This is a genomic window from Bradyrhizobium sp. RP6 (genome assembly GCF_003837805.1).
Classification (GTDB): domain Bacteria; phylum Pseudomonadota; class Alphaproteobacteria; order Rhizobiales; family Xanthobacteraceae; genus Bradyrhizobium.
The window spans coordinates 201,975-220,626 of the sequence record NZ_RQIT01000009.1; the positions used below are offsets into that span (position 1 = coordinate 201,975).

14 protein-coding genes are annotated in these 18,652 nt (G+C 63.7%); 5 read left to right on the plus strand and 9 right to left on the minus strand.

The genetic code is table 11. The features are described from left to right. Positions 1-10 precede the first annotated feature (10 nt). Positions 11-571: a hypothetical protein gene (locus tag EHH60_RS19035; protein WP_124160973.1), complete on the plus strand. Its 561-nt coding sequence runs from the start codon at positions 11-13 to the stop codon at positions 569-571. Positions 572-1,176: 605 nt separating this feature from the next. On the opposite strand, the gene EHH60_RS19040 is transcribed toward EHH60_RS19035, so the two are convergent. The 7 genes from EHH60_RS19040 to EHH60_RS19070 are packed head-to-tail and all read right to left on the minus strand — an operon-like array spanning position 1,177 to position 10,114. Beyond that, the gene (locus tag EHH60_RS19040; protein WP_124160974.1) at positions 1,177-2,172 is read right to left on the minus strand and encodes an FAD:protein FMN transferase; all 996 of its coding nucleotides are present in this window, start codon (positions 2,170-2,172) and stop codon (positions 1,177-1,179) included. Next, positions 2,169-2,738 carry a nitrous oxide reductase accessory protein NosL gene (locus EHH60_RS19045; protein ID WP_124160975.1) on the minus strand — a complete coding sequence of 190 codons (570 nt, stop codon included), beginning with the start codon at positions 2,736-2,738 and terminating at the stop codon, positions 2,169-2,171. Before EHH60_RS19045 ends, EHH60_RS19040 begins: the two co-directional genes overlap by 4 nt. Beyond that, a complete protein-coding gene (locus EHH60_RS19050; protein ID WP_124160976.1) occupies positions 2,735-3,562 on the minus strand; it encodes an ABC transporter permease subunit in 828 nt (275 codons plus the stop codon). Before EHH60_RS19050 ends, EHH60_RS19045 begins: the two co-directional genes overlap by 4 nt. Next, positions 3,559-4,479: an ABC transporter ATP-binding protein gene (locus tag EHH60_RS19055; RefSeq protein ID WP_124160977.1), complete on the minus strand. Its 921-nt coding sequence runs from the start codon at positions 4,477-4,479 to the stop codon at positions 3,559-3,561. The genes EHH60_RS19050 and EHH60_RS19055 overlap by 4 nt, the downstream gene beginning before the upstream one ends. Beyond that, the gene (locus EHH60_RS19060) at positions 4,476-5,828 is read right to left on the minus strand and encodes a nitrous oxide reductase family maturation protein NosD (RefSeq protein WP_124160978.1); all 1,353 of its coding nucleotides are present in this window, start codon (positions 5,826-5,828) and stop codon (positions 4,476-4,478) included. Before EHH60_RS19060 ends, EHH60_RS19055 begins: the two co-directional genes overlap by 4 nt. A gap of 13 nt (positions 5,829-5,841) precedes the next feature. Continuing rightward, positions 5,842-7,791, minus strand: a complete 1,950-nt coding sequence (gene nosZ, locus EHH60_RS19065) for a TAT-dependent nitrous-oxide reductase (RefSeq protein WP_124160979.1) — start codon at positions 7,789-7,791, stop codon at positions 5,842-5,844. Between the two features lie 22 nt (positions 7,792-7,813). Further along, a complete protein-coding gene (locus EHH60_RS19070; RefSeq protein ID WP_124160980.1) occupies positions 7,814-10,114 on the minus strand; it encodes a NosR/NirI family protein in 2,301 nt (766 codons plus the stop codon). A gap of 179 nt (positions 10,115-10,293) precedes the next feature. Between EHH60_RS19070 and EHH60_RS19075 the strand changes: the two genes are divergently transcribed. The 4 genes from EHH60_RS19075 (at position 10,294) to EHH60_RS19090 (ending at position 16,257) form a co-directional block, all read left to right on the plus strand. Beyond that, positions 10,294-11,172: a ferritin family protein gene (locus EHH60_RS19075; protein ID WP_124160981.1), complete on the plus strand. Its 879-nt coding sequence runs from the start codon at positions 10,294-10,296 to the stop codon at positions 11,170-11,172. 477 nt (positions 11,173-11,649) lie between these two features. Continuing rightward, a complete protein-coding gene (locus EHH60_RS19080) occupies positions 11,650-12,669 on the plus strand; it encodes a TRAP transporter substrate-binding protein (protein ID WP_124160982.1) in 1,020 nt (339 codons plus the stop codon). 15 nt (positions 12,670-12,684) lie between these two features. Then, the gene (locus EHH60_RS19085) at positions 12,685-14,574 is read left to right on the plus strand and encodes a TRAP transporter large permease (protein ID WP_124160983.1); all 1,890 of its coding nucleotides are present in this window, start codon (positions 12,685-12,687) and stop codon (positions 14,572-14,574) included. 21 nt (positions 14,575-14,595) lie between these two features. Next, positions 14,596-16,257: an acyl-CoA synthetase gene (locus EHH60_RS19090; RefSeq protein ID WP_199751577.1), complete on the plus strand. Its 1,662-nt coding sequence runs from the start codon at positions 14,596-14,598 to the stop codon at positions 16,255-16,257. A 63-nt stretch (positions 16,258-16,320) separates the two neighbouring features. Here EHH60_RS19090 and EHH60_RS19095 read toward each other — a convergent pair whose 3' ends face one another. Then, positions 16,321-17,298 (minus strand): TRAP transporter substrate-binding protein, encoded by a 978-nt coding sequence (locus tag EHH60_RS19095; protein WP_124160985.1) that lies wholly within the window; start codon positions 17,296-17,298, stop codon positions 16,321-16,323. Positions 17,299-17,337: 39 nt separating this feature from the next. Beyond that, on the minus strand, positions 17,338-18,651 hold the full coding sequence (locus EHH60_RS19100; protein WP_124160986.1) for a TRAP transporter large permease: 1,314 nt from the start codon (positions 18,649-18,651) through the stop codon (positions 17,338-17,340). Position 18,652 lies beyond the last annotated feature (1 nt).

An 18,652-nucleotide genomic window follows, 5' to 3' on the forward strand; every position in this document is an offset into this window, starting at 1 on the left:
AGCACGGCGCATGTCCATTCCGCTTAGACTTTATGTCACCCCATTCGCCAACAGGGGCGTCCTCGAGCCTGCGCAATGGGACTGCGACACAGCGAAGAAGGCGCTCGATGTCGTCAATACGATCTGGTCGAAGGCGAAGATCGCCTTCGTGATCAGCGATTGCATAATGGACAAGCCGCTCGACATGGCGCCGAGCAGGCGCAGCAGCGATGAGGTCCTGCTGGGCGTTCTCGCTTCCCGGCACGCCGCGGACAATGCGGTCCACATCTTCCTGGTCAATTCGATCGCAAGTCTGAACGCCGGCGGAGGTTCATACCCGAATGGCTCTCCCGAGCCCGCGAGCTTCGTCCAGTGGTATGGCAATGACCACGCCAATGGACGCGCCTGGGCGCACGAGCTCGGCCATCTCATGGAGCTCGATCACGTCGAGATCGACTATTCCAACGAGAAGCAGGCGGCGCAGCGCGTCAAGAACCTCATGGTGAAGGGATTGAGCGCGGGAAGCGACTTGACCAGCCAGCAGATCAGTACGGCCAAGGGCTCAAAGCTCGTCAAGAGATTTGGCGGTTAGGCGCCATCGGATTTGACCATCCTTGCTGCGAGCCATGATGTTCCCAAAGGGGCAGGAGCGCTCGATCCCACGCAAGTGACTCTTCGACAACTCGGAGAAGGGCGCTTCCCGCCCTTTTACCCTCAGAGCACTCGCCGTACGAATTCGTCGGAAGGGGCGCCGTTCTCCATTTTCATGTAAAGGCAGCCGCTCAGGGCAGGGCAGTGATTGGCCTCCGCCGCGAGGGCGAGGATCACGTGCACTGCCGGTCGTGCGCATTTGTTAGACGGCCGGATCTTCTCGCTGGCGGATACGCGAGCGACCCGTTACGCAGCGCCTGGTTCGGGGCGCCATCAACGCTCACGCAAGGTTCGCTCGACCAGTCATGGTTGGTATCGATACCGCGCCATCAGGATGCCGTGCTCGGCTCGCAGTAGCTCGACGCAGTCGGCTCTACGCCGATTTTGGTGAATGCCCTGCAGTTGCTTCGTTATCCTCGCAACCTTTCGCAACGAATTGCGTCCGAAAATCGTGCAGGAATCGCTTTCGCGGCGGCCATGAAGAAAGCGCAGAGCCAGCTCGATCTGCTGCCGCTACGTTGAATTGGAGCGCGGGAGGTGGGCAGCCTAAGCGACCAACTCGACCGACGTGCCGGCGTCGTCGATCAGATGCACGCGATCGATGTCAACACGCGGCAGCAACGATCGAATCTCGTCTTCCGACATCAGGCTGAATGCCGTGGACAATGCATCCGCCGCGGTCGCGCTGCGGGACACGGTCGTCACGCTGCGATAGCGCAGCGCGCAGCCGCCCGACCGCGGATCGAACAGATGGTTGAAGCGCGCCTGGCGATCGAACCGGCAGCCATAGCCGCCCGAGGTGGATACGGCGCGGTCGATGATCGGCAGCACCGTCCTGGTCCGGCCGACGATGTCGGGATCGGCGATGCCAATATCCCAGGGCTTTCCGTCCGGACGTGAGCCGATCGCGCGGGCTTCGCCCATGTCGACCAGGCTGTGCGCGACGCCATGCGCCCGCAGCAGGTCGACCAACTTGTCCGTGATGTAGCCTTGCGCGATCCCGTTCAGCGTCACGGTCATGCCCTTCGGCATCACGATCCGGTCTCGGCTGATCGACAGCCGGCTGCTGCCGATGCGCGCCAGCGCGGCCTCGATCGCAGCCGGCGAGGGACCGGCGGGATCGGCATCATCTCGCGCGAAATGACCGGCATAAAGCTCCCACAGCGGCTGCACCGTGACATCGAACACACCGCCCGTCAGCGCAGCATAGCGCTGCGAGGCCGACAACAGCTCGACCATCTCGGCGGCGGGATCGATCAGAACCCCCGTCCGGTTCAGCGCGACCAGGGCAGAGGCGTCGAGATAGAGGCTGAACAGCCGTTCGAGCCGGCGCGCCTCGGCGCAGGCGAGCGCGATCAGCCGCTCGGCCCGGCGGCGGTCTTCGTCGTGGATCTCCAGCGTCGCGACCGCGCCCAGCATCGTGCCGCGCCAGGTGACCGGCGCGACCTCGGCACGAACGTGACGTGCGACGGACAGCGCGCCGAGCCCCGCGGCAGCGGCGCTGATGCGGATGAATCGTCGGCGGGACAGCATTGACGTCATGGCGTCCTCCTCGCTCGGTCACCCGGCGCCCCTTCGGTCGCTTCGTCCGGCGCGGCGTCGCCAGCATTCGCGGAGGCCAGGACGTAGTCCCGCGGCACCTCGTTAAATCCGACGATCCTGCCGCCGTTCTCACTTGCGAATCTCTCGGCGGCCGCGCGATCCGAGAACGGAACGGCCTCGTCTCCGCCCATGCCGCTCTTGACCCGGCTCTCGATCACGAACAACGCCTTGCGCGCTTCGACCCAATTGTCGGCGCCAGGCTGGTCCCAGTTCGGGGCCTTGCCCATGTCTGACACGTAGATCGCCTGGATGTCCTTGGGCTCGTCCGGCAGCACGGTGAAGGCGAGGGTGTCGCGCACCGACGAGAACCAGACGGGCTGGATCAGGCTCGCGGCGAAGATGTGACCCTTGGGTCCGGGATGCTCGAGCACGTTCATGCCGCAGTAGTGACCGATGTCCTCCGCGGTCATCCGATGCGGCGGCGGAATCTTGGCAGCCTGCTTGTCGTTGCAGCCCGCGAGCGCGAGCGGCAGCAGCAGGGCGAGCAGCAGCGTTCGGACTGTCATAGCTCCCTCCGCGAGAAGGCGAGCGCGGCCAGTCCCAGCGGCAGCAGCGTCCAGCAGAGCAGGGCGGTGAGAAGGACCGGTACCGTCAGGGAGATGTTTTGAGCAAGGCCGGCCATGCCGGCGAAGGTGCTGACATTGGCGAACCCGGTCAGGTTGATCAGCCGGTAGGCGTCGGTGGGGTTCGACAGGAGCAGGGCGTTGAGCACGGTCGCTGAGATGCTGCGTCCCTGGTCGAGCGCAAGCACGCCCAGCAACGCCATGTCGTAGATCAGCACCAGCAGCAGCCACAGCCCGATGCAGATGCCGGCCGCCGTTCCGCGATCGCGCACCAGCGCGCTGACCAGATAGCCAATGGCGACGAACGCAGCGCCGAGCAGCACCGAGGAGCCCACCATCGCGGCAAATGCCAGGAGACTATCGCTGTCGATGTCACTGCCCGTCGCCGCCAGCGCTCCGGCGGCCGCGCCGTAACCGAGGCAGGTCGCAAAGCCGAGTACGGCGAGGTGGCCCAGGAATTTGCCGAGCAGCACCTGCCATCGCGCGACTGGATAGCTCAGCAGCAACAGCATCGTCCCTCGTTCCATTTCGCCGACGACGGCGTCATGGGATATCAGAAGCGCAATCAGCGGAACGAGAAAGATCGTTAGGCTCGACAGGCTGACGATGACCACGTCGAGGGCCCGGACGCCCACGTTCCCGGTCGGCGCGCTGCCGAGAAAGGTCAGCGAGAGGGCAAGCCCGGCGAGCAGGAGCGTCGCCGCGAGCACCCAGCGATTGCGGATGGCCTGATGGATTTCCTTGGCGGCGATGATCAGGACGTTCATGGTGCCTGCTCCGATTGCCGGAGAAAGTGAGCGTAGAGCTCGTCGAGGGTCGGCGGGACCACGTCGACGTCCTCGACGGAATTTCCGGCGGCCGTCGCGCGATGCAGAAGCTCGATCTTCCGCTCCGGCGCAGCGTCGATCTCGACGATGTGGCCGTTCAAGCGCCGGCAGGTCGCGTCCTTGGGGGCCCAGCCCGGCAGCTCGCTCGGAGCGAGGCCCGCCACCCTCAGGCGAATCCTGGTGGGCAGCCGGGCGAGGCGACGCAGCTCCTCGATCGATCCGTCCGCAACCTTGATGCCGCGGTTCATGATGATGACCCGGCCGGCGCGCTCCTCCAGCTCGGTGAGCGCATGCGACGACAGGAGCACGGTCGCGCCGCCAGCTGCAAGCCGCGCGATGATGTCGTAGAAGGTCTGCCGCAGCTCGGGATCGAGGCCGGTGGTCGGCTCATCCAGCAACAGCACGCGCGGATGCCCTAGCAGCGCCTGCGCAAGGCCGAGCCGCTGGCGCATGCCTTTCGAGTAGGTGTTCACCCTGCGGCGGCTGGCTGCGCCCAGGCCCACGGCATCGAGCAGCTCCAGGGCTTTTGCAACCGGCTCCCGCTTCAGCCTGGCGTAGAAGGCCTGCGTCTCGCGGCCGGTCAGGGCAGGGTCGAAGGAGACGTTTTCGGGCAAATAGCCGAGCTGCCGTCGGCCCGCGAATTCACCGGCGGCGGGATTGTCTCCGAGCACCTCGATGGAGCCGCTTGTCGGCCGGATCAGCCCGAGCATGAGCTTCATGAGCGTGGTCTTGCCGGCGCCGTTGTGACCGATCAAGGCGACCAGCTCGCCTTGGCCAAGCGTGAACGAGGCTTCGCGCACGGCCGTGACCCGGCCGTACGTCTTGGTGACCTCGCTGACGCGTACCGTGCCGGTCATCGCGTTTCCTTCGGTGTGTTCGGCGGCGATACCAGCGGATGGCTGTCGACGACGCCACCCGGCAGCAGCGCCGGAAACTGTGCCTGCGCCCAGCGGATCACCTGGACGGCGGGGCTGTTGATGAGGACCTTGGCAGCGGGCGCAGTCCACAGCACGCGGTCGATCAGATCGTTCGGCCGGTACGCCGTGTCCGCGATTCCATCGCCGTTCAGGTCGAATGACGGGTTGTCGCTCCAATAATTGCCGCGCCCGCCGATCGACCAGTCGAGATGCCGGGTGCCGACATATTTCACCTGGTTGGCATTGCTGATGAAGGCATTGCCGGTGATTTCGTTGCCTTCGGAGCCGGCCGTGAAGTGCACGCCGATAGCGCAGCGCTCGAACCAGTTGTTGCGGAACTTGTTGTGATTGGTGTTGTAGATGAAAACGCATTTCTCCGGGCCGGTCCTGAGAGAGCTCTCCCGTTTCGGCTGCGGAAGCATGCCTCGCTCCTCGTCGGGCGCATCCTCAGTCTTCTGCATGACCGGATTCAGCGGGCCGCCGGTGACACGATTGTTCTCGATCTGCGCATAGTTCGCGTAATTGAAAAGTAGCCCATAATCGCGATCGCGATCGGAGGAATTGCCGCGGATCACCAGGCGGTTCGAATACATGATGGCGTAACCGACATGGTTGCCGATCGAGACGTTGCCGCTGACTTCGCTGTCGTTGGTGTACATGTAGTGGACCGCGAAGCGAACCTGCTCGAAGCGGTTGTCGATGAAGCGGTCCTTGCTGCTGGAGATCGAGAAGATGCCGTCGCGGCCGTAGCGGAACGTGTTGTTCGCGATGGTGACGTCGGGTGCATTCCACAGCGAGACCCCGTTGCCCGCCTCGCTGAGACGTCCGCCGCGCAGCCCCTCGATCTCGTTGCGAACGACGCGGGAGCCCTTGGCGCCATGCACGTAGACGCCAAACAGGTTTCCGACCAGGCGGTTGTCCTCGATCTCCGCGCGCTCGGCCGTCTTCTTCAGGAAGATCCCGGAATCCATCGCCTGCAGGTCGCGGCCGGATCCGCGAATGGTTACGCCACGGACGATGACGTCGGGCGCGCTGACGGTGATCACGTTGCCCGAGCCATCGCCGTCCAGTACCACGCCCTCCGTCCCAACCAGCTCCAGGGGACGATCGATCCGGATCGAGCCGTGATAGTCCCCCGGGGCAAGCTTGACGACGTCGCCCGCGCGCGCGCGATCCAGCACCGCTTGCAGCGGCTGGCCGGGCGCAGCCGTCAAGGTCTCCGCTTCAGCGAAGCTGGACATTCCGGCGGCGACCAGCACCGCCGGAAACATGCGTGACAGGAGACGCACCAGGTAGCTCCGATCAGACCGACTTCGGTTCGACGAACATCCGGCCCTTCATCTCCATATGCATGGCATGGCAGAACCAGGAGCAGTAGTACCAATAGACGCCTGGCTTATCGGCCGTGAAGGTCACCGACGAGGTGGCCATCGGCCCGATCTCCATGTTGATGCCGTAGTTGACGATGCAGAAGCCGTGCGTCAGGTCTTCGACCGCGTCGATATTGGTGATGAAGACGGTGACCTCGTCGCCCTGCCTGACCTGGAACTGCTCGAGGCCATAGGCCGGCGCGGTCGACGTCATGTAGACCCGCACCTTGTTGCCGTCGCGAATGACCTTCGAATCCGCCTCGAGGTTGATGCCGTCGGCCTTGGCCTGCTTCACCGCATCCGCGAACATGGGATCCGCACGATCCCAGATCGAGATCGGATTGATCTTGGAACGATGGACGATGGTCGCGTCGTGCGGCTCGGCGAAGCTTGGGCCGTCATGCACCAGCTTCATCTGATCGCCTGAGATGTCAATCAGCTGATCGTTCTCCGGCTTGAGCGGCCCGACGTTCAGGAAGCGATCCTTCGAGAACTTGTTCAGCGAGATGAGCCATTTTCCATCGGCCTCCTTGGTCTGGCCCATCGAGGTATGGTTGTGGCCGGGCTGATAGTGCACGTCGAGCTTCTGGAGGATGGGATTGACCTTCTCACCCTTGAAAGCCCGCTTGGCGAGGTCGATGTTCCATTTGCAGACCTGGCTGTCGAGGAACAGGGTCGTGTAGGCATTGCCCTTGCCGTCGTAGGCAGTGTGTAGCGGCCCGAGGCCAAGCTCGGGTTCCGCGACGACCACGTCGCGCGGCTTGATCTTGTCGTCGAACAGCTGGTCGAACAGGCGCACATCCATCACGGTCACGGTGGGCGAGAGCTTTCCGGCTGCGACGACATGGATGCCGTCGGGAGCCGTGTTCATGCCGTGCGGGTTGTTCGAGACCGGGACGTAACGCGTGTAGGCCGATCCCTTGCGGCCATCGATGACGGGCACGCCGTTCATTTCCTTGAAGTCGCCCTTCTTCACGGCCTCCTCGATCCGCTTGATGTTGAAGATGACGACCCAGTCCTGCTCGGCGGCGGTCATCTCCGCCAGCGTGACGCCTTCTTCGCCGTTGTAGCAGGTCGCGAAGCAATATTTGCCCTGATAGTCGGCATCGACGTTGTCGAGGTTGCCGCTGACGATCACCTGCCAGGCGACCTTCATCGTGTCGCCGTCGATCGCACTGAAGATGGAACGATACTGTTTGGGATCGTCGAGGATCTTGCCGTCGTTGGGCAGGGGCACCCCATCCTCACCATTGGCGAACACGTAGCCGGTGCGCGGATATTTCTGCAAGCGCAGGCCGTGGACCGTGTGCTGGTTCGGAAGTTCGATGATCTTGTCGCACTTCATGACGTCGAGCCGCACGCGCGCGACGCGGCTATTGGCCTTGTCGTTCATGAAGGCATAGCGCCCGTCATAGGTGCCGTCGGTAAAGGAGATGTGCGGGTGGTGGAGGTCGCCGTTCAGGTAGGTGCCGCCGCGGCTCTTGAGGAATTCGCGCGTTGCCGGCTGCATACCTTCTGTCAGGACCTTGATGCTCTCGTTGGTTTGCCCCCAGCCGGTCGCGCTACAGCGATTGAAAACCGGAACACGCATCAGTTCGCGCATCGACGGAAGGCCGACGACCCGCATCTCGCCGGACTGGCCGCTCGAGAAGAACACGTAATATTCGTCGAGCTCACCGGGCGCCACTTCGGCCTTCTGCACCGCCGGTCGCGCGGCCGGCGCCTTTGGTGCCGTTGTCTTGGTCTGAGCGTCGGCGGACGAGACGAAGCCGCTGCCGCCGTTGATCGCCACTCCGCCGGCCAGGCCTACGCCCGCGGCGGCCGCCGTCGTTCCCAGCACGGCTCGTCGGCTGACGCCTTTGGTCTTTTCGTTCTCGCTCATGATTGCCTCCTGGGCTTCCGGTTCAGTTTGGTGGTGGAGAGGTGACGGCTGAAGCGCCGACGGGCTTGCCGCCGGCGGTGATGACGGTCGCCGGACCCTTGCCGCCCGAGCGCATCGAGGGCGAGGACATGGCCGCGAACTTCTCGCGCTTGAGCCGCACCTGGATCATGTGCGGACAGCGGTGGTCGTCGTAATAGAGTTCCTGGCAATGCATGCAGTAGATGCACTCATTGACGTTGATGTGACCCTCGGGATGGATCGACTGCACTGGGCATTCCTTGGCACAGCGCTGACAGGGCGAGCCGCATTCCTGCCAGCGGCGCAACCACTCGAACGTCCGCATGCGCCCGGGGATCGCGAGCGCGGCGCCCAGCGGGCAAAGATAGCGGCAGAAGAAGCGCTCGATGAAGAGGCCGATGACCAGCAGGGCGACTGCATAGGCGACGAACGGCCAGCTTCGTGAGAACTTCAGGATAATCGCAGTCTTGAAGGGTTCGACCTCGGCAAATCGCTCGGCCATGTCGACGGAGTAAAGAGATAGCCCGAACAGTCCGAGAAAGATGATGTACTTGATCGGCCATAGCCGTTCATGCAGTCCCCACGGCACTGTTATTTGCGGCACCTTCAACCATTTCGCAGCCGTGTTGGTCAGCTCCTGCAGTGCGCCGAAGGGACAGAGCCAGCCGCAGAACGGCCCGCGTCCCCAGAACAGGAGCCCGCCGGCCGTCGCGGCCCACAGGATGAAGATCAGCGGAGCGGCCAGGAAGAATTCCCAGCGGAAGCCGGTCACCAGCGCATTGGTGAAGGTGACGACGTTGACGACGGAGAGCTGCGCGTTCGCGTACCAGCCGAGCCAGACCAGAACGAAGGCGAGATAGCCTCGCCGAACCCAGTTGTACAACACAGGCCGGCGCACAAGCAGATTCTGGAAGAAGAAGATTCCGGTGAGGCCGGCCAGCATGAACGCAGTAATGGCGATCGACACCGTGCTCGATCGCCAGATCCGCATCCACAGCGGCTCGTCTGCCTCTGGGGGCAGTGCGGTCGCGGCGGTCGCTTGCGAGGGCGGAGGCGCCGCGGTCTCCGGCACCGTCACCGTACGCTGCTCGCGGCGTATGTAGGCATCGGGCAGGGTGTAGCCTAGGTCAAAGGTCAGAAACGCCTTGTCGCGGCCGCCGAGGCTGCGCTGCACCAGCAGCTGAAGCTGCCACGGCTGCGTCGGATCCAGGGTGAATTCGGGAGGCGTGACGAACAGGCCGATTTCCCTGAACTCGGGCGCACCGACTGCATCCACTGCGCCGAGGCGGGTATGGTTGCGATCGCGGAAGCGGGTGCTGTTACCTTCCTGCAGGATCTCGATGCGATCGAAGATGCCGCCGCGGACATAGGCCGAGCCCTTGAACGAGTAAGGGCCGTTTCCTAAGACGACGATCGCCTGCTGCCCGGGCTTCAGGTTGTCCTTCAACCGTCGATAGCCGTCTTCGCCGAGCAGGCTGCGGCCGATCGTGGGCGCGCTCGCGAGCGCGACGTAGAGGTCGATGAAGGTGTCGCTGGCCTCACCTGGTTCGGGATACTGGGCGGCCGCCGCGCTGCCGGACTTTGCAAAGGCTTCGTTGATGTCACCGATGCCGAGGTGAAGCCGGCGGATCGAACCGTCGCCGACGAGGCTTTCCCAATCGCGCACCTCGCTGCGCTCGAGATCGAGCGTCTTGATGACGGGGGGCAGGGCTGCCGAAGCCGCCGCGCCGTCGCCGCCGGCAACGCGACCGCTTCGAATGAGCTTGGACGCCGCGCGGACGACACTGTCGCCCATCACCAGCACGGTGACGGTTGCGCCGCTCACGATGTCGACCTGCGGCGGCTTCTCGGCACCACTTGCGACAGGCTTCATGTCCTTCCCGATCAGGGAATTCACGGCGGCGATGATGCGCGCTTCCGGAATGCCGACCAGCACGATCGGCTCCTTGTGATCGACGAGTTTGATGCCGGTGATGACACCCTTCGGGTCGATCCCAGCCAGCAAGTGAATCGGTTTGCCGGAGTAGCCGACAGAATTTGCGAAATCGGAGTTGAGGAAGACAAACCCCTGCAGCTGGTCGCCGCGGTAGACTGGTACGACAGGCGGATCGCCTTGGGACGGGCCAAAACGATCCGCGCCGGGGAAGAAGTCCGCAGGCGTGATCTTCGGCAGGTAGGTCGGCAAATCACCGGCGGCGCATGCGGGTGAAATGGAAATATATGTCAGACTCAACAGCAGCAAGCCGGCGAGCGCTAACGCTGCACGCCTTGCAAGGGCGATATCGTCAACCGCTCGCTTCGACATGTCGATCCAAATGCCATCTGCGCGACCAACCGGACCGCGCATGCTTTGTGATTCTTCTTCGATGATTTGTCGCCGCTGACGTGCAACACTCATCGCGCACGTCGATATCTGTCAAGCTGAACCAAAATATTTGTACTCTCGCGGAACCAAATCACACATCTGCATCGGGAACTTTCGCCATGCCGCTCTTGCGCACGTCATTGCTTGTTGCTGAGCCCGCCGGTGTATTGGAGTCGCTCGACGAACTCTTTGCGCTAGCGCATGCAATGGAGCAGGAAGCGGCCAACAAGTACGATTCTCTTGCCGAAGAGATGCGCGGGCAGGGCAAGGATGACCTGGCGGAGGTGTTCACGCGGCTTGCCGCCGCCGAGCGCGAGCACGTAGACAGTGTGTCGCAGTGGTCGCAGTCGCGCCGCGGCAAACGCCCGGATCCCGCCATGGTGCGCTGGGAGGCGCCGGCAGCACTTCCTCCGGACGCGGCCGCCGAGGTGAAGACATCTCGTCTGATGACGCCGTACCGTGCGCTCGCGATGGCGGTCCGCAACGAGGAGCGCGCCTTCGCCTTCTGGTCCTATCTGGCGGCCTACTCGCACGATTCCGAGGTCAAGAAGGCCTCCGAGGCGATGGCCAAGGAGGAGCTCGGCCATGTCGCCACGCTGCGGAAGGAGAGGCGGCGCGCTTATCATCACGAACACGAACGGAGCAGTGCCGAGACGTCGGCGGTGCCTCGACCGCCGCAAATCGACGCGCAGCGACTCGAGCTCCGCCTAGCTGCCCAACTTGCCGATATGGAACAACGCTTGAGCGGGCCAGCTGCGGTCCGGATAAGGGACATTCGCCAACAGGCGATCGAGATGGCCGACGCCGCCGTGGGCCTCGGCAGCTTTCCGGCGCCCATGGAACGCAAAGGCCCATTGGAGATCGCCGAAGCGCTCGTCGACGGTTACCTCGATGGCGCCGAGCGATCGAACGACGCTGCCCACCTCGAACGCCTGCAGCAGCTCGCCGAACGCGCGATCTCGCGACTGGCCTGGCTACGATCGCTCTCCACAGCCTGACACGCTTGCAGAAACCTTTAGAACTGCCGAGCCGGCATGTCGCGCGGCGGCTCTGCTGGGGTGCGACCGGCCGACAGCGGAGCAGACCCAAGGAGTGCGCCAGCGGCTCAGTCCTGGCAAGATCAATTGGCAGGTCCCAGCCGACACGGCTAATCCATAATTCGCATAAGGTATATTATGGAATATTTTTATATACAATCAGATCAAATCTTTAGCCGAAATTCCTGATGCAGCACCTTCGCTTGACCGGCCGTTCTCTCTGGCGTCTCAATCGGCGCCTCAGCTCTTGACGGCTACTGTGCATGGGGTTGTTTTTCAGATTTTGAAATCGGCCCCGTGTCCCGAAAGCGGATATTGCCGTGACCTTGTCCGGCTGCAATAAGCGAGGCCTCGCGAGATCGCAGATGACCTTAAGGCCGACCGTCCGTATAGGTTTGCATCTCAGAACAACAACAAACCTTCCGAGGAAGCAGACCGATGAGTTTTTCCCGACGCACGCTTCTCAAGGCCTCCGCCGCGACCGCGGTCCTGGGCGGCCTCGGTGCGCCCCATGTGGCCCGCGCGCAGAGCGCCGAGTTCACCTACAAATATGCCAATAATCTGCCTGACACCCATCCGATGAACGTGCGCGCCAAGGAGATGGCGGCGGCGATCAAGAGCGAGACCGGCGGCAAGTTCGACCTCCAGATCTTCCCGAACAACCAGCTCGGATCCGACACCGACATGCTGAGCCAGATCCGCTCCGGCGGCGTTGAGTTCTTCACGCTGTCGGGACTGATCCTGTCGACCCTTGTTCCGGCGGCTTCCATCAACGGCATCGGTTTCGCGTTCCCCGACTACGCCACGGTCTGGAAAGCCATGGACGGCGATCTCGGCGCCCATGTCCGCGGCGAGATCAAGAAGGCCGGCCTCGAGGTGATGGACAACATCTGGGACAACGGCTTCCGCCAGACCACGTCGTCGACCAAGCCGATCACCGGTCCTGACGACCTCAAGGGCTTCAAGATCCGCGTGCCGGTGTCGCCGCTGTGGACCTCGATGTTCAAGGCGTTCGATGCGGCGCCCGCCTCGATCAATTTCAGCGAAGTCTATTCGGCGCTCCAGACCAAGATCGTCGAGGGCCAGGAGAACCCGCTGGCGATCATCTCGACCGCAAAACTCTACGAGGTGCAGAAGTACTGCTCTCTGACCAACCACATGTGGGACGGCTTCTGGTTCCTGGCCAACCGCAGAGCTTGGGAAAAGCTGCCGCAGGACGTGCGCACCGTCGTCGCCAAGAACATCAATGCCGCGGCCGTGAAGGAGCGCGAGGATACAGCCAAGCTCAATGCCAACCTCCAGCAGGAACTCGCGACCAAGGGCCTGACCTTCAACCAGCCGGCCGTGGCGCCATTCCGCGAAAAGCTGCGGGCTGCCGGCTTCTATGCCGAGTGGAAAGGCAAGTACGGCGATCAGGCCTGGGACCTCCTGGAGAAGGCCGTCGGCAAGCTGTCGTAACGCGTCGGGGCCGTCATGGCTCATATCGAGATTGAGGTGACCGAAGTAACGGGCGAGGTGGCTGTGCAGTCCCCTCGCCGACCTTCGTTGCTGGGCTCAATGGAACGCGTGCTCGGCCTCCTCGTCGAGGTCCCGGCGGCGATTCTCGTCGTCGCCGAAATCGTGATCCTGTTCGCCGGGGTGGTCGCGCGCTACGGCCTGCACCGGCCGCTGATCTGGTCCGACGAGCTCGCCTCGATCCTGTTCCTGTGGCTGGCCATGCTGGGCGCGGCGGTCGCATTCCGCCGCTCCGAGCACATGCGCATGACCGCGATCGTCGCGAGCGCCAAGCCTGCGATGCGGGCCTATCTCGATTTGGTCGCGACCTGCGCGGCGCTCGCGTTTCTGGCGCTGATCGTCTGGCCGTCCTGCGACTATGCCTATGAAGAGAGCTACATCACCACTCCGGCGCTCCAGATCTCGAATATGTGGCGCGCCGCTGCGCTACCGGTCGGGACCGGCCTGATGGCGGCCTTTGCCTTGCTGCGGCTGCTGCGCGCGGCCGACTACCGAATGGTCGCAGCCGCCGTGCTGTCGGTTGCGGTCGTGATCGGCCTGTTCTGGCTGGCCGAGCCGCTCCTGCGGCCGCTAGGCAATCTCAACCTCATCGTCTTCTTCGTCGGCGTTGCCGGCTTTTGCGTCTTTGCCGGGGTTCCCATTGCCTTCGGCTTTGGCCTGGCGATCTTCGGTTATCTCGCGCTGACCACGCGGACGCCCGTCATGGTCCTGGTCGGGCGGATGGACGAGGGCATGAGCCACCTCATCCTGCTCTCCGTGCCCTTGTTCGTATTCCTGGGACTCCTGATCGAGATGACCGGCATGGCGCGGGCCATGGTGGCGTTCCTGGCAAGCCTGCTCGGCCATATCAGGGGCGGCCTGCACTACGTGCTTGTCGGCGCCATGTACCTGGTCTCCGGCATTTCCGGGGCGAAGGCCGCCGACATGGCCGCAGTTGCGCCCGTGCTGTTTCCCGAGATGAAAGAGCGTGGGGCCAAGCCTGGGGACCTCGTCGCGCTTCTGGCGGCGACGGGCGCCCAGACCGAGACCATTCCGCCGAGTCTCGTGCTGATCACGATCGGCTCGGTCACCGGCGTCTCCATCGCGGCGCTGTTCACTGGCGGCCTCTTGCCCGGCGTCGTGCTCGCGGTCACGCTCTGCATGCTGGTGTGGTGGCGCTACCGCCACGAGGACATGAGCCATGTCCGCCGTGCCACGGCATCCGAGATCGGCAGGACCTTCATCATCGCCCTGCCCGCGCTCGCGCTGCCGTTCGTGATCCGCTACGCGGTCGTCGAGGGCATCGCGACCGCGACCGAGGTCTCCACCATCGGCATCGTCTATGGCGCCCTCGTCGGCCTCCTCGTCTACCGCCGCTTCGACTGGCGGCGGCTGTTTCCGATGCTGGTCGAAACCGCAGCACTGTCGGGCGCGATCCTCTTGATTATCGGCACGGCGACCGGCATGGCCTGGGGCCTGACCCAATCCGGATTCTCGCGCTCGCTGGCCGCCGCCATGACGGGATTGCCGGGCGGGGCCGCGACCTTCATTGCCGTGTCGATCCTGGCCTTCACCATCCTCGGCAGTGTACTGGAGGGTATTCCAGCCATCGTGCTGTTCGGGCCGCTGCTGTTTCCGATCGCCCGCGCCGTCGGCGTCCACGAGGTGCACTATGCCATGGTGATCATTCTCGCCATGGGTATCGGGCTATTCGCCCCGCCATTCGGCGTCGGCTATTATGCCGCCTGCGCCATCGGACGCGTCGATCCGGCTGAAGGCATCAGGCCGATCTGGGGCTATCTTTTGGCGCTGCTGGTGGGATTGATCATCGTCGCGATCTTCCCCTGGATCTCGATCGGATTTCTTTGACGCGATTTAAGGAGTGTGTCGATGAGTGAGCGGCAGAACCCGTACAATATCGGCCTCGAAAAGACTCCCGCCAACTACGTGCCGCTGAGCCCGCTGAGCTTCCTCGCGCGCAGCGCCACAGTCTATCCCGATCACGTCAGCACCGTTTATGAGGGCCGCAGCTTCACCTGGGCGCAGACCTATGAGCGCTGCCGCCGCTTTGCCTCTTATCTCGCGGGCAAGGGCATCGGCGTCGGCGACACCGTTGCGGCCATGCTGCCGAACATTCCGGCGATGAACGAAGCGCATTTCGCCGTGCCCATGACCGGCGCCGTGCTCAACGCTCTCAACATCCGTCTCGATGCGCCCTCGATCGCGTTCCAGCTCGAACATGGCGGCGCCAAGATCATCCTGGTCGATCCCGAGTTTTCGGGCGTCATCAGCGAGGCACTCGCGCGGATGGCAGGGCCCAAGCCGCTGGTGATCGACGTCGACGACGCCGCGTTCAAGGGCGGCAAGCGCATCGGCGAGATCGAATATGAGGCGGCGGTCGCGCACGGCGATCCCGCATTCACCGCCGTCCTGCCGCAGGATGAGTGGGATGCCATCGCGCTGAGCTACACCTCGGGCACGACGGGCAATCCCAAGGGCGTCGTCACCCATCATCGCGGTGCGTACCTGAACGCCGTCAGCAACATCCTTGCCGGCAATCTCGGCCAGCATCCGGTCTATCTCTGGACGCTGCCGATGTTCCACTGCAACGGCTGGTGCTTCCCGTGGACAATTGCGGCCGCCACCGGCATCAATGTCTGCCTGCGCAAGGTCGAGCCGACCAGGATCTTCCAGCTGATCAAGCAGCACGGCGTCACCCACATGTGCGGCGCGCCGATCGTCTACAACACGCTGATCAACGCCCCCGATGCGCCCAAGGAAACGTCAACCGGCAATGCTGCCCGCCGCGTCGTCGGCCTGATCGCAGGCGCTGCGCCGCCGGTCGCGGTGCTGGAAGGCGCCGAAAGCATCGGCATCAAGCTGACGCATGTGTACGGCCTGACCGAGGTCTACGGCCCCGCCTCGGTCTGCGCCGAGCAGCCCGGCTGGGACGACCTTCCGCCTGCGGAACGCGCGCGCATGAAGCGCCGGCAGGGCGTGCCGTACCCGCTCCAGGAAAGAGTCACTGTGATCAATCCGCAGACCATGCAGGAAGTCCCGCGCGACGGCGAGACCATCGGCGAGGTCATGTTCCGCGGCAACATCGTGATGAAGGGCTATCTCAAGAACGAGAAAGCAACCAAGGAAGCCTTCGAGGGTGGCTGGTTTCACACCGGCGATCTCGGCGTGCTCGACGAGCACGGCTACGTCATCATCAAGGACCGCTCCAAGGACATCATCATTTCCGGCGGCGAGAACATCTCCTCCGTCGAGGTCGAGGACATCCTCTACAAGCATCCGGCCATACTGTTCGCAGCCGTGGTCGCCAAGCCTGATCCGAAATGGGGTGAAGTGCCCTGCGCCTTCGTCGAGCTGAAGGACGGCGCCAGCGCCAGCGAGGCCGACATCATCGCTTTCTGCCGTTCGCACATGAGCGGCTTCAAGACACCGAAGGCGGTCGTGTTCGGACCGATCCCGAAGACCTCGACCGGCAAGATCCAGAAATTCCTGCTGCGAAACGAGGTCGGTTCGGCGCAGGCGATTTCGAGCTGAGTTGGCTGCCGATGGCCTTCCGCCCACGCGCTGGAGAGCGGTGAGCGGAAGGCCGCATCGGTCTCACATCTTCTTGTAAGCGTCGACCACCGCCTGGCCGTCGGCGCCGGCCTTCTTGAGCCAGTCGGCCGTGAGCTGTTCACCGATCTTCTGGAAGCCGGCCTTGAGTGCCGGGCTCGGCGGCTCGACCGTCATGCCTTTCGCCTTGAGCTGGTCGATATACCAGGTGCTCTTGTCCTGCCAGGCCTTCCAGCCGCGGGTTTCCGCGGTCGCGGCGGCCTTGAGGATGGCCTCCTGGGTCGGCTTGTCGAGCGCCTCGAACGCGGCCTTGTTGACGAAGGTGTAGTCCTTCGGAATCCAGGCCTGCACGTCATAGAAATATTTGAGCGACTCCCAGGCCTTGGCGTCGTAGCCGGTGCCACCCGACGACATGAAGGAGTTCACCACGCCCGTCGCCAGTGCCTGCGGCAGTTCCGCCGCCTGGATCGTGACCGACTGGGCGCCGACCAGTTCGCCGATGCGCGCGGTCCCGACATTGTAGGCCCGCCACTTCAAGCCCTTCATGTCTTCGATCGAGGCCAGCGGCTTGTTGACATAGACGCCCTGCGGCGCCCACGGCACCACGAACAGCAGCTTGAGCCCCTGCGCATCGAGCTTCTTCACGATCGCAGGCTTGGAGGCCTGATACAGCTTCATCGCGTCCGGGAAGCTGGTGGCCAGGAACGGCACGACGTCGACGCCGAACAGCGGATCCTCGTTCTCGTGGATCGAGAGCAGCACCTCGCCCATCTGCGCCTGCCCGGTCACCACCGCGCGCTTGATGTCGGGTGCCTTGAACAGCGAGGCGCCCGGATGAACCGTGATCTGGAGCTTGCCGGAGGTGGCGGCTTCGACGTCCTTGGCGAAAGCGACCAGGTTTTCGGAGTGCGGATTGTCCGCAGGATACGCTGCCGGCAGATTCCATTTGGTCTGGGCCAACGCCGGTGTCGCAGCCATCACGGCTCCGGCGATCAAGGATGCGCGGACTAAACGAGACATCATTGGACTTCTCCTCACAGTAAACTTGAAAACCGGATGCGGTCAGTCTGGGAAAGCGAGCTTGGGCAGAAACATCACGATCTGCGGATACTCCGTGATGATGAACACGGAAGCGAGCAGCAGGACGAAGAACGGAAACGCTGCCCGCGCAACGGTGAACGTATCACGACCGCTCATGTTCTGGAGCACGAACAGATTGAATCCAACCGGCGGCGTGATCTGCGCCATTTCCACATGAATGATGAGATAGACGCCGAACCAGACCAGGTCGAGCCCGGCCTGCCTGACCATCGGCAGCACGATGACGGCCGTCAGAACGATCATCGAGATGCCGTCGATCAGGCATCCCAGGATGATGTACATAATGCTCAGATACAGCGCGAGCATGCTCGGCGTGAGCTGCTGCCCCTGGACCCAGGTGGCGAGCGCGGCCGGAATGCCCGTATAGGCCATCGCAGCCGTGGTGTAGGCCGCACCTGCCAGGATCAGCATGATCATGCAGGTTAGGCGCGTCGCGCTCATGATGCTCTCGAGGAAATTCTTCCGCGTCAACGTGCCGCTCCACCACGCCAGCAGCAACGCGCCCGTAACGCCCCATGCAGCGCATTCCGTCGCGGTCGCGAAGCCCAACACGAGGGAAAGAAACACGGCCAGAATCAGAAGCAGACAGGGTGCGAGCTTCGCCGACTCCCGCAGCTTCTGCCGGAACGGCATCGGCGGGTCGCGCGGCGGAACCTTCTTGGGATTGAGCAGCGACCAGATGATGATGTAGCCCGAATAAAGCACCATCACGAGCACGCCCGGCAAGAACCCGCCGAGAAACACCTGAAGCACGGAGACGTTCGCCGTGACCGCGTAGACCACCATCGGGATCGAGGGCGGAATCAGGAGGCCGAGCGTGCCCGCGCCTGCGAGCGATCCGAGACTCAGGCTCTTGTCGTAGCCGCGCTTGTCGAGCTCAGGCAGCGCGATTTTTCCGATCGTCGCGCAGGTCGCCGCCGAGGAGCCGGACACCGCCGCAAAGATGCCGCAGCCGATCACGTTGACATGGGTCAGGCGCCCCGGCAGCCACTGAACCCAGGGCGACAGCCCCCGAAACATCTCTTCCGACAATTTGGTGCGGAAGAGGATCTCGCCCATCCAGATGAACAGCGGCAGGGCCGCCAGCGTCCATGAGGAACTGGCGCTCCAGGTGGTGGTGGCGAGCACGGCGCCGAGCGGCAGGCTCGTTGTCAGCGCCATCGCCACGAAGCCGACAAGTCCAAGCGAGACCGCAATCCACACGCCGCTTCCCAGCAGCAGGATCATGACGCCGAGCAGAACGAACGACAGCTCGATCATGCCGAGATTGGCCATG